Source organism: Bacteroidales bacterium, assembly GCA_035342335.1.
GTDB lineage: Bacteria > Bacteroidota > Bacteroidia > Bacteroidales > JAGONC01 > JAGONC01.
In genome coordinates this window covers 24,860-36,656 of the sequence record DAOQWY010000028.1, presented here as the reverse complement: position 1 = coordinate 36,656, position 11,797 = coordinate 24,860, and the positions used below count along the sequence as shown (strand labels likewise).

Annotated in this window: 11 protein-coding genes; 3 read left to right on the top strand and 8 right to left on the bottom strand. The window is 48.8% G+C overall.

Annotated features, from left to right (window positions below; translation table 11 throughout):
- From PKI34_11835 to PKI34_11825, 3 genes are all read right to left on the bottom strand, one after another.
- A partial coding sequence (locus tag PKI34_11835) for a hypothetical protein (GenBank protein ID HNS18498.1) occupies positions 1–1,160 on the bottom strand: 1,160 nt, incomplete at its 3' end.
- A 12-nt stretch (positions 1,161–1,172) separates the two neighbouring features.
- On the bottom strand, positions 1,173–2,594 hold the full coding sequence (locus tag PKI34_11830; protein HNS18497.1) for an FtsX-like permease family protein: 1,422 nt from the start codon (positions 2,592–2,594) through the stop codon (positions 1,173–1,175).
- A gap of 15 nt (positions 2,595–2,609) precedes the next feature.
- On the bottom strand, positions 2,610–3,380 hold the full coding sequence (locus PKI34_11825; protein HNS18496.1) for an outer membrane lipoprotein-sorting protein: 771 nt from the start codon (positions 3,378–3,380) through the stop codon (positions 2,610–2,612).
- 32 nt (positions 3,381–3,412) lie between these two features.
- Here PKI34_11825 and PKI34_11820 point away from each other — a divergent pair, with 32 nt between their 5' ends.
- The gene (locus PKI34_11820; GenBank protein ID HNS18495.1) at positions 3,413–3,553 is read left to right on the top strand and encodes a hypothetical protein; all 141 of its coding nucleotides are present in this window, start codon (positions 3,413–3,415) and stop codon (positions 3,551–3,553) included.
- 194 nt (positions 3,554–3,747) lie between these two features.
- Here the strand turns inward: PKI34_11820 and PKI34_11815 are convergent, their stop codons facing one another.
- From PKI34_11815 to PKI34_11800, 4 genes are all read right to left on the bottom strand, one after another.
- Positions 3,748–4,590 (bottom strand): universal stress protein, encoded by an 843-nt coding sequence (locus PKI34_11815; protein HNS18494.1) that lies wholly within the window; start codon positions 4,588–4,590, stop codon positions 3,748–3,750.
- Between the two features lie 208 nt (positions 4,591–4,798).
- Positions 4,799–6,076, bottom strand: coding sequence for a mechanosensitive ion channel (locus PKI34_11810; protein ID HNS18493.1), 1,278 nt, complete (start codon positions 6,074–6,076; stop codon positions 4,799–4,801).
- 15 nt (positions 6,077–6,091) lie between these two features.
- Positions 6,092–7,000 (bottom strand): diacylglycerol kinase family protein, encoded by a 909-nt coding sequence (locus PKI34_11805; protein HNS18492.1) that lies wholly within the window; start codon positions 6,998–7,000, stop codon positions 6,092–6,094.
- Positions 7,001–7,139: 139 nt separating this feature from the next.
- Positions 7,140–8,033 (bottom strand): hypothetical protein, encoded by an 894-nt coding sequence (locus PKI34_11800; protein ID HNS18491.1) that lies wholly within the window; start codon positions 8,031–8,033, stop codon positions 7,140–7,142.
- A 388-nt stretch (positions 8,034–8,421) separates the two neighbouring features.
- Here PKI34_11800 and PKI34_11795 point away from each other — a divergent pair, with 388 nt between their 5' ends.
- A complete protein-coding gene (locus tag PKI34_11795) occupies positions 8,422–9,636 on the top strand; it encodes an aldolase/citrate lyase family protein (GenBank protein HNS18490.1) in 1,215 nt (404 codons plus the stop codon).
- Complete coding sequence (locus PKI34_11790) at positions 9,633–11,195, top strand: citrate lyase subunit alpha (protein HNS18489.1); 1,563 nt, start codon at positions 9,633–9,635, stop codon at positions 11,193–11,195. The genes PKI34_11795 and PKI34_11790 overlap by 4 nt, the downstream gene beginning before the upstream one ends.
- A 42-nt stretch (positions 11,196–11,237) precedes the next feature.
- On the opposite strand, the gene PKI34_11785 is transcribed toward PKI34_11790, so the two are convergent.
- Positions 11,238–11,771: an RDD family protein gene (locus PKI34_11785; protein HNS18488.1), complete on the bottom strand. Its 534-nt coding sequence runs from the start codon at positions 11,769–11,771 to the stop codon at positions 11,238–11,240.
- Positions 11,772–11,797 lie beyond the last annotated feature (26 nt).

The following is an 11,797-nucleotide window of genomic DNA, read 5'->3' as shown; positions in this document are numbered from 1 at the left end:
ATGGTTTCCAGCATGATCATGCCAAAGATCCTTCTGCGGTTCATCCCGATCGCCATAAGCATCCCCAGCTCCTTGGTCCGCTCAAGAATGGTCATCAGCATGGTGTTGATGATACCGAATGCCAGTGCCAGCATGATGATGCCAAGGAAAATGAAATAGTAAATGATCATGAAATCATTCATCATGGCCGCATCCGGAGCCAGCTCTTTCCAGGTTCTGACGGTATTTTCGCCGGAAATGTGACTCAGTTTTTCCTTCATGACCTCCGCCTGATCCATGTTGTCGAGTAAAACTGCAATTTCGTGGGTAAGAAGATCATCACCCCCATAAAGCTTTGCCAGTTCACCTGCATTGACAAAAACTGCGGTTTGGTCAAACCCTGTATTCGTTGTTTTATAGATACCGCAAACCCTGAAAATACCCTGGATCGGATTACCTTCCCTATCCGATATTGAAATCTGGATTTTATTCCTGATCCTGTAATCCAGCGCCTTTTCAGTGATCAGCGGCCCGTACCTGTCCAGCTCCTTCTTGCTGAATTCTTTCTTCAGGACTTCACGGAAGTCCTTGGGCGACCTGAACCGCTTATCCTTGAGGGTTTCAAGCTTTGCAAGGACCGTGGCCGGAACTTTTTTTACCGCCAGCTCCCGGATGATGCTGTCACTGATCAGGTATTGCTTCAGTTTCAGGATTTCGGCCGTTTTATCACTGATCAGGATGTCGCCGGGATTTTGAGCAGTCAGGTATCTTCCGCCATCCGTTACGATTTTCTTGTAGATGTTGGTGATGCTCTTTTCTTTTTCCGGATCAATTCCATAGATCAGCACGCCCGTATTTGCCCAGGGTGTATTGGCCATTGCAATTATTTTGGTCCTTTTAACCCAGGCGGAAAGTCCTGGCAGGGAATCGATGCTTTGGGCGGTCTCGTCAGGATTTCTTACGGTAAGATTGATCTCCTCGTTTTTGACGTATTCCTTGTTATGGATCTGGATATGGGATACTTCATTATATATTGCACTGTCAAGGCGCTCCCTGAACCAGCCTTCCATGATCCCCACAAGCAGCACTCCGGCAATGATGCCAAGGGTTACGGCAAAGATCACCACCAGGCTTCTTTTTTTATTGCGCCATATGTTCTTCCATGCGACCGACCAGATCATAGCATTATATTTTTAACCTTTGAGCGCCTCTGTTTCCTTCAGCCTCCCAATTTGTCGCAAAGGGTAGATCGTTGCCAGTGCCACCATGAACAGCACAACCACAGCCTGCCAGTAGAAATAGGAACCAATCGGCGCGGTGGGCATAATGGCTTCCCATCCCCAATCCTCCATCATGCTGGCCAGTTCCCCTTTCAGAACAATGGGATGATAACAGAAATACGTGATCAGCGGTACACTGGCCAGTAATCCGCCGACCAGACCAATGGTGCCAAGCAGGATCATTTCAATGGTGAAAACCCTTTTCAGTTTCGTTTTCTGCATCCCGATGGCCACAAGTACGCCGAATTCCCTTTTTCTCTCGGAAACCATCATCAGGACCGTGCCGAATATACCGAAGAAGATGATAAAGTAAAGAACTCCCAGCATGGCGATCCCTGACTGACTGTCACCCTTGATTTGCTGGTACATGATTGGATTAAGCTCGTACCAGGTTTTGGCTGTTGTGTTTTTATCGTGCAGGAGTGCGTTTATCCCTGATTTTGCTGCTCGGATCGTCCGGCTTGATTTATCGGTAAGGTTAACGACAAGTGAGGTTATTTTACCATCTGCATCAAAGAATGTTTGAGCTGCAGGTATCGTCATAATGATCAATTTATTGTCTATTTCGGGAGAAGGCATTTTGATGATTCCCCTTACCGGGAATATCCCGTTTGCTGAGGCTCCGTGATAGCCCTGGCCCATCAGAATCACCGAATCTCCCGCGGCGACTTTCAGATAGCCCGCCAGCCGGTCGGACACAAGAATCCCTTCGTCATCGCCTGCCAGATATCCGTTGGATATTTCAGCGCATTGAAGTATCTTGGGCATATGAAGTTCATTGTCTTCAGCGGAAAGAGCCAGTTCACGCTCAAGCCTGAGCGGGGACGAATAAGCCCTGCCAAGGTTTTTTTTCACCTTTTCAAGAACATCATCCGGCAGCGCACTTCCATCCTTTAGTTGTTGCACTGCATTATCAGTGATCCTGTATTTTACCAGTTTGCCTTCAGGATCTGAAAAGTTTTTTTCCTTTACAGGATCAATCGCTATGACAGCCACTCCTTTTGTCTGGGTTCCGCTGGAGGCCAGCGTAAAGGATTCGAGGTGGGGCGCAACGGAAACGACATTTTTAACCTTCAGGATTTCAGCCACTGTCGCATCATTCTGATCGAAGGAGTAATCAATTAAGGGATTATCCTGGTATTTTTCATGTTGTACCTGAAGATAACCCGTGAACGATTCAATAAAATTGTTGATCATGTGATCATAGGCTCCGAGCTGATACGATCGCATGATCACTGCAAAGAAAACGGCAAAGAAAACAGATGCGGAGGTGATGATGGTGCGGCGTCTGTTCCTCCAGAGGTTTCTCCACGCTATTTTGAATTCCTGATTCATCCCATTTTACTGATTTTAACGAACCGTTTTCATATTCTGCTGTGAGAAGAATTCCTCCCCGATCTTAATGTTGAACTGTGTATCCATCATTTCAAGACGGGTTTCGTGCCCTTCTTTTTCAGCGTCCATCGGGATCATGACCATTTTTGAAGGAAGCATCCGATCGCCCATCAGCTTTATTTCGCCGGATGTCATATAATTTGCCAGGATGCCGTCCTCGTCATAATATTCCGCTCTCAGCTCGTAATATTCGGTTTTGGAGATCCAGACCAGGATTTTACCCCAGACGACTGCTGCTTCCGGATTAGGAATCAATTCGATGATATGGCATGCATACCCGTTGATGACTTCATTACCGATGATGTGATGCTGGTAGTCGTCGACCATGGAGTTCATCTTCACCAGGTCATCGTTGGTGAAATCGGACCCCATCCAGGATTGTCCCATCATCGAAGGGGGTATTTTGATCATGCGGTTGATGGAAGGCATCCAGTTCCACATGTCGTTGTAACGTTTCAAAAATACCTGGCCGGCATCCTTGGCGGGTGAGGTGATGTAGATCAGGGAGAAATCGGTACCCAGCGACCAGGCTTTCATGGTCACTTCCCGTGACCACCCGGGCCTGACGATCGTCATTGTCATGGTTCCTTTGCTGGATAATCCGTTGACCTTGTCCTGGGCGCGTTTGACAATCTCCGTGGCATCGGGGTTCTGGGATTTTCCTTCTTGAAAAGAAATCAGGAAGAATGCAAGGAGACATATGGTGACAAAGAGATTAGTGCTCATGATTTTTCTGATTGATATGACAGAATTTTTCAATGATCAACTGTTTTATTTTTTTCGATGGGGAAGTGATCCGGATCGATGTTACGGTGAAAGGCGATCCCATCGAGGACTGCTGCGAAGAAGATGGCTTCGGAAACCGGTTATTACGCTGCGCTGTGATTGGTGGTCATTAGCTCGGCCCTTCGGGCCTCGCGTTATAAATGGTTATTCATGGTCATTTGCTCGGCGCTGCGTGCCTCGCGCCATTCGTGGTCATATGTTGTACTGCTGGCTGCTGATCCTTCGTCACTATGCTCCTCGGGACATGCTGCTGACTGCTGATCCCGGCTTTCGTCGGAACGTCGCTTCGCTCCGCTGCCGATCAGACTCAGAGTCCCAGGATCTGATAACTGAACTTCCTTGGATTAATGCACATCACCGGGATCTGGGAGCTGTTGAAGATCATTTCTTCATCGTAGGTCCCCAGCAGGAACTTTGTGAAATTGGCATCGGGATTGGTCATGATCATGATCAGATCCGCATCGATGGAAGTGGCATAATCAATGACAGCACCCGAGAATCCTGAGCTTTTCCCGGGGATCATATACGTATGCCTGACCTTGTTCTTTTTGAAGTACCCATCCATCAGCTTGGCAGCCTCGATGACACTTTCATCGGTGGTGCTGGTCTGGAAGATATGGATCGTTGCTCCGAATTGCCGTGCGATGAACACCGCCCATTTTGTTTTTTCCCATGGCCCGGCATCGCTTGTGACCGGCAGGACGATATTTTTAAATCCTTTCCTGGGTGGTCGTTTCTGGACGACGATCACGGGCACCGGTGAACTGGCGATCACCTTGAGTGCAAAGCTTCCTGTGAGTTTTTGCATGCCGACTTTTCCATGGGTGCCGAGATAAATCAGGTTAGCCCCGATATCGGCGGCCACTTCGCTTATGGTGGTGAAGATGCTGCCTTCCAGTGCCTTGATTTCCACTTCAAGCTTGTATTTCGACCGGATTTCAGTAGCTCTTTTTTCAAGTTTTTCCGTGATGGCACCAATCCCCAGGTTCACTTTGTTTAAATAGGCCATGGTGTCCTTATTGATCACGTGAAGTAGGGCTAACCTGTACTTCAGGACTTTAGCAGTTTCAGCGGCCTGGCTGATCGCGTTATCGCAGATCTCCGAGAAATCCGTCGGGACCAGAATGATGTTGTTCATCTCGTTTTTCATGGGAAAGTGTTTTTGCTTTGAATAGGACATCAAAAATAAAAAAAAAGTCAGACAATGTTGGTTCCGACATTTATTTTATTTGATAACAGTAATTTCACTGTGCTGATCAAGTTTCGCAAATCCCAAAGCCCAAAGCCCAAATTCCAAACTGACTGTTGGGTCCTGGAATTTGGGATTTGCCTGGAATTTAGTGCTTGGAATTTAGGATTTACGATTTCAGTGCCCTGAAATCGCTCCCCGTCGGATTCTGGAATACCTGCAGGTCGAACAGGGGTACGGCTGCCAGGACATGATCAAAAATGTCGGATTGAATATTCTCGTAGGGTACCCATTCCTGGATCCGGCTGAAGGCATAGATTTCGATGGGAAGCCCGGTATCGGTGGGCTGGAGCTGGCGGACCATCATGGTCATCTCAGTGTCGATCTGATCATTGTTCCTGAGATAGCCCAGAAGATATGCCCTGAACACGCCGATGTTCGTTTGCCTGCGGCCATTGAGCAGTGCAGAAGGATCTACTCCAAACTGGCGGTTATATTCCTGGATTTCCCTTTCAGTTTCATCAACATAGTGGGCCACGTTCTGGAATTTTCTGAATCGCCCGAGCATTTCCGGAGTGCAGAATTTGATGCTTTGAATGTCAATATAAACCGATCGCTTGATTCGCCTGACGCCTGAATCTTCCATACCGCGCCAGTTCTGGAACGAATCGGAGACTAACGAATATGTGGGCACGGTGACGATGGTTTTGTCGAAGTTCTGGATTTTCACAGTGGTAAGCGAAATATCCTGCACGGTTCCATCAGCTCCGTATTTGCTCATGGTGATCCAGTCGCCCTTATGAAGCATATCGTTGGCAGCCAGCTGGATGCCTCCGACAAAGCCCAGGATGGGATCCTTGAAGATCAGCATCAGTACGGCAGATATCGCTCCCATTCCCGCCAGCAGGGCAATGGGAGATTTCCCGATCAGGATGGAGAAGATCAGGATACCTATGATGATATAAATGACCATTTTGGCAACCTGGAGGTACCCCTTGATGGGCCGTGACTTTGCCATTTCATAATCCTGATAGATCCTGTCGGCCGAATTCAAAAAGGAATTGAAGATGAGGCTCGTGACGACCAGCATATAGATTTCCACCCCCCGGATCAGGACCAGGGACAGCCTTGAATATTCAGTCAGAGCCAGCGGGATCAGTTGCAGGACAATGTAGGCAGGGATCAGGTACGAGAGCCGGTTGAAGAATTTTTTCCGGAAAAGGATGTCATCCCATTTGGTGGGTGTCTTTTTCGTGATGCGGTGAAAGATAACAATAAGGATCTTCTTTATGATAAAAAAGGCAATGGTGGCAAACAAAAGGATAACCAGAACCTCAATCACTTCCTTGAGCAGATTGGCGTTGTATTCGGTCAATCCTTTTCCAAGAAGCCATTCTTTGACGATCACGTCGAATTTGTCGGCTAATAAGGCAGAACTTTCATTCATGGGATAAATTTTATTTCAGGGAACGATCACATCGAGTGACAGGGGGTTTACCACAATTTCCAGCTCGTCGCCCAGAGGCTCTATTTCACCGTCAACGTTGACCAGACCCTCGTTGTTCCCCTTCAAAATTGCGTGTTTTCCTCTGATGATCTGGACGTATCTCGACCTGTCAATTTGTTTCAGGAACAGCAAGTTGACCACAAGGGCTACTTTTGCCATGGGTACCTTACGTACCACGCACACTTCCATCCATCCATCGTCCACCTCGGCGCGGGGAGCAATATAGGCGTTGTACCCGAACTGACTGGAATTGGCGAAACTAATGAAAAGGGCTTTTTCCCTGTGTTTGACACCGTCGATCCAGAGCGTATATTTCCGGGGTTTATAAAGCGGGTATTCGCTGAGGATGATCCTGAAATACGCCTGAAAGCCTCGGTGTGCGTCCAATTGGAACTTCTGTGCCACAACAGTGTCAAATCCTACTCCGGCAATGCTGACGCAGGTTTTCCCGTTAACCTGAAGGGTATCGATCGTTTTGACCCTGAAGGCATTGATCACCTCAAATGCCTTGTTGATCCGGAAGGGAATACGGAGATGGTGGGCCAGTCCGTTACCGGATCCGGACGGAATGATACCGAGGGCTATCTTTTTCCCGACGATGGTTTGAGCAATTTCATTGATAGATCCATCCCCCCCGGCAGTGACAATGGCATCCGCATCAGCTTCGATGGCCTGTACGGCAAGTTGAATGGCGTGGCGTGGAGAGTCGGAGACGCTAACCGTGCAGTCATAACGGTCTGCATCCATGTTCTGGTCAATGGCCGTTACCAGGTCATCGTGTCTTCCTGTTCCGGAAACAGGATTGATGATGAAATGGACCTTCTTTTTCACGGAACGATTTGCCTGCTGTCTGTTGAACTCCATATTACCTATGACTTGACCCAAAGCGGCTTCCTTACCTTTCCAGCCCGGACCTTACCACAAATGTATAAAAAAAAAGAAGCTGGCCCAATTCCGGGACAGCTTCTTTAGATTGGATAATGCAATGTAATATAAGAGCAGGTTATTGCTGAACCTTTACTGAAATATCAATGGTTCCATCAGCACCCACTGCAATGTTGTTGACTTTGATCATCCCGTATTTTGCGGTTACGGTCTTGAAAAGAAGCACATCACCAACGGCAAGGGTAGCAATACGTGTTTGATCAGGTTCTGTGGCAGCTTCCTGCATAATGATGGAGTCATCAGTGATGGCATTCCAGTCAATGGCGGTGGTTACCTTTCTTAGGCGTGTCGCATTTTTGGTGGTCCATGTCTGGAGTCCGTTGGTGGCATTGTTGAAAACAAGGGCTGCATGCGCATCATCAGGAGCAGCCAGGGTTGCCAGATCCGCAGCTCCGTAGAAATACAGCCAGTCGACCTTGCTCTGGTTGGCTTTGGCTTCTGCCAGTGAATAAATGGTGCCGTCGACCGATGCAAAAGAACTACCCGTTGAACTCTGATAGGATCCGAGGATCTTCTGATCATAGGCAGTGATCGGACCGGCAGAACTTTCGGTAGTGATGTTCAGCGAAATTTCACTTGACTGTCCGTCTTTATCCGTTACCTTGATATTTATTTTCTCAGTTCCTTCCACATTGAGCGATGTCAGGGTGATGTCAATACTGTAATAGGAGACATTGATGGCTGTATCCCATGTAAACCAGGTCGCATTGTTATAGACCCGGGTGAGTTCCAGCAGTGACAGATTGGCACCGGAGGAAGAATTGGAGGCAGCCGTGAGTCCAATGGTAAAGTCTTCTTCCGTATCCAGTGTGATATCCTCACTGACATATCCTGCACCACCTTTGAAGTTGACGGTCGGTTTTAGATCACCCTCTTCTTCATCCGTGCAGGAGCTCATGAAAAAAAGGCCACTGACCATCAGAAATGCAAACAAATAAACTAACTTCTTCATAATGAATAATTTTTAAGGATTAAAAGTTACACATGAATTTTCGGCAAAATTACATAAAAATTTTCCCGTTAGAAAAATTTCTATATAAATTTTCGGCGGCTGTTTTACCAATAATTATTCCATTTTCAATTTTTCTGAGCCATGATCAATAAAATACTATGAAAAAGGAGATTGTGAATGGCTTATTTGCCAGTATTTCAATAAATTACATAAGATACATTCTGAATTTTTTCATTAGATCTGTGGCTAGGGGGAGAAATGACTAATTTTGGAGGCACAATGGGAGCGGAGAGATATATTATGAAGGATAAAGAATGTAGGATGAAATATTTATAAATAGGCTTGCAGCTTGTAGTTTGTGACTTGCAACATATAACCTTATAATCATATGAACAACACGATCGCGCAGGTGGGAAACAAAGGAGAGCGGGTACGCTCGGATTGTTTCGTCACCCTTGAACTTACAGAGACGGGTGGGTTGGTCATACAATCCCTGAGTAAGGTCAAAGCATTATACGGTAAGGCTATCAGTGATCTGGCCGGGGAAATGCTGACCTATTATGGCATCACGGATGCACAGCTGACCATTGAAGATAGCGGAGCCCTGCCCTTTGTGCTGGCAGCACGCATCGAGGCCGCAGTGAGATTGCTGATCCCGTCTGACAAGGAGTACCTTATGGAACTGATCCCTGAGAACCGTTACCAGACGCAGAGGGACAGGCAGCGCATATCCAGGCTTTATTTACCGGGGAACACACCCAGCCTGATGATCAATGCAGGGATCCATCACCCTGACGGCATCATTCTTGACCTGGAGGATGCCGTGGCTCACGACCGGAAATACGAAGCCCGTTTTGTGGTCAGGAATGCACTGCTGCAACTGAATTTTTACGGAGCGGAGCGGATGGTCCGCATCAACCAGGTGCCAAAAGGCCTGGATGATTTGGAATTCCTCGTCCCGCACAATGTCAACCTGATCCTTGTTCCCAAGTGTGAAAGTGCAACGCAGATTCAACAGGTGAACGAGCGCATACGGCTCATTGGTGACAGATTGGGCATAAAGACCCAGATCTGGCTGATGCCCATCATCGAGAGCGCCCTGGGTGTGGTCAAAGCCTATGAGATTGCCACGGCAGCTGAAAATGTGGTAGCCATGGCCATCGGATTGGAAGACTACACGGCCGATCTTGGCACGCGTCGCACCGTGGAGGGAACCGAATCCTTTTTCGCCCGCTGCCAGCTGGTGACAGCCTGCCGCGCAGCCGGACTGCAGGCCATCGATTCCGTGTTTTCTGACGTGGATGACACGGAAGGTCTCCGGCAAACCGTCCTTCGCTCAAAAGCACTGGGCTACGACGGCATGGGATGCATCCATCCCCGGCAGATCAGGGTGATCCACGAAAACTATGCTCCGGGCATCGAGGAGATCGAAAAAGCAAAAAGGATCGTCACGGCTTTTGATGAAGCCGAAGCAAAAGGATTGGGCGTGGTGTCGCTGGGTTCAAAAATGATCGATCCGCCTGTCGTCAAACGGGCATTGAAAACCATTGCCACAGCGGTCAGTATGGGTAAGTTATCACAAAACTGGAGGAAAGCAGAATGAAAAAATATGATCATCTCGTGACCAATGCCGCAGGCAGGATCGTACCGGCGATCGTTAACGGCAAAAAGCAGGTGCCCTATAGGGGAGTAGGCAAATATAGACCAACCGGTACCAAAGCTGCTCCCCCGATCGCAACCTGCGCCGATTATCCTTCCGACGGAAACAAACTGGTGCCCACGCTTCGTGACGCCCTCATCCAATGCGGGCTCCGTGATGGGATGACGATTTCGACCCATCATCATTTCCGTGACGGTGACCTGATCGCCAATCAGATCTTCGATATTGCCCACGAGCTTGGTGTAAAAAACCTTATGTGGTTCCCCTCGGCTTCCTTTCCGTGCCATGCTCCCCTGATCAAATACCTGGAGGATGGCACCATTCACCGGATCGAAGGCAGCATGAACGGCCCGCTCGGGAAATTTTGTTCGGAGGGTAAAATGAAAGGCCTGGGGGTGCTGCGCTCTCACGGAGGCCGTTACCAGGCTGTCCAGGATGGCGATGTACACATTGACATTGCGGTCATTGCGGCCCCCACGGCCGATCCCTTCGGTAATGCCAACGGCGTTGACGGATCGGCTGCCTGCGGATTGCTGGGATTCGCCCTTGCTGACTCACAGTATGCCGACCGGGTGATCGTTGTGACCGATAACCTGGTGCCTTTCCCGTGCATCCCCTGGCAGATCCACGGAAATTACGTGGATTACACCGTGAAGGTGGATAAAGTTGGCATCTCGGAGAAGATTGTCTCGGGAACGACACAGATCACACGCAGTCCCGACCGGCTGCTGATCGCTGAAATGACCGCCCGGTTCTGCGACCAGGCCGGGATCATAAGGGATGGATTCTCCTTCCAGGCAGGAGCTGGCGGTACGGCTTTGTCCATCGGTATCTATTTTGCCGACCTGCTCAGGGAACGGAAGATGAAAGCCCGTTTCATGCGCGGCGGCAGCAACAGGTACCTCGTGCAGATGCTTGAGGAAGGTCTGGGAGATTACATTCTTGACGGGCAGACCTTTGACCTGGATGGTGTTCGTTCTATGCGCGAAAATCCACACCATGTGAACACGAGCCCATTCACGAGCTACAATTACCACGGCAAAGGCAATTTTGCCAGCATGATCGACGTGGTCATCCTGGGTGCCACCGAGGTGGATGTGAATTTCAATGCCAATGTGGTGACCCATTCCGACGGCTACCTGCTTCACGGTATCGGCGGATGGCAGAACTGTCTTTTTTCAAAATGCACCATTTTGCCCATTCCGTTGTTCAGGGACCGTATTCCGGTCATTCGCGACGAGGTGACCACCCTGTGCGGACCCGGGGAGCTGATCGATGTCGTTGTCACGGAACGCGGCATTGCCATCAATCCCCTGAGAAAAGACCTGATGGAGAAGATGAAGGGATCGGATCTGCCTCTGAAGTCCATCGGTCAGCTCAAAAATGAAGCCGAGAACATATGCGGCATTCCAACAAAACCCGATCTTGAAGATGAGATCGTTGCTGTTGTCAAATGGGTGGATGGAACGATCCTTGATTCCGTAAGGAAAGTCAGAACCTGAATTGAAAGGGATGTCATCCCTTTTTGAAGAAGATGCGCTTCCTCATCTAGGTTCCCTGATCACCAGCGTACCGGCCATCATATCATGCAGGGCCTGCTTTTTCTCCGTAAAGCCAGCCATAATGTACCCGATCATCAGGATCATCCCTGAAATGATCTTGCCGAAGAACCGCCCGGTTGCACGGGCAAAGGAGATCCGGTTGCCTTCCAGATCGGTCACCCTGGCACTTACGGCCATTTTCCCCAGCGTAGCCTGATACTTTGAGGATTCCATCAGGGAGAAATACAGCCATTCAATCGCCACAGCCAGTAAGGCGGTCAGTAAGGATAATCCAATGATGGATCCGATGAATCCCCAGGCACTGGGATCCACCCCGGAGTCGAAGTCCCAGTCAATGCCTTCCCATTTCCCGGCTGCGAAAATGCCAAATCCCATCACTGCCCAGATGGGAATCAATACAATGGCCGATGCAAAGGATAAAATGATGTCGTCGATCAGGTAAGCCAGGAAACGCCACCAAAAACCAGCATAGGCCGGTGTGGCGGTCGGATTTGATGATGGTACGGTTTGTTCCATTTTTTAAAAAAATATTGATCTACGTA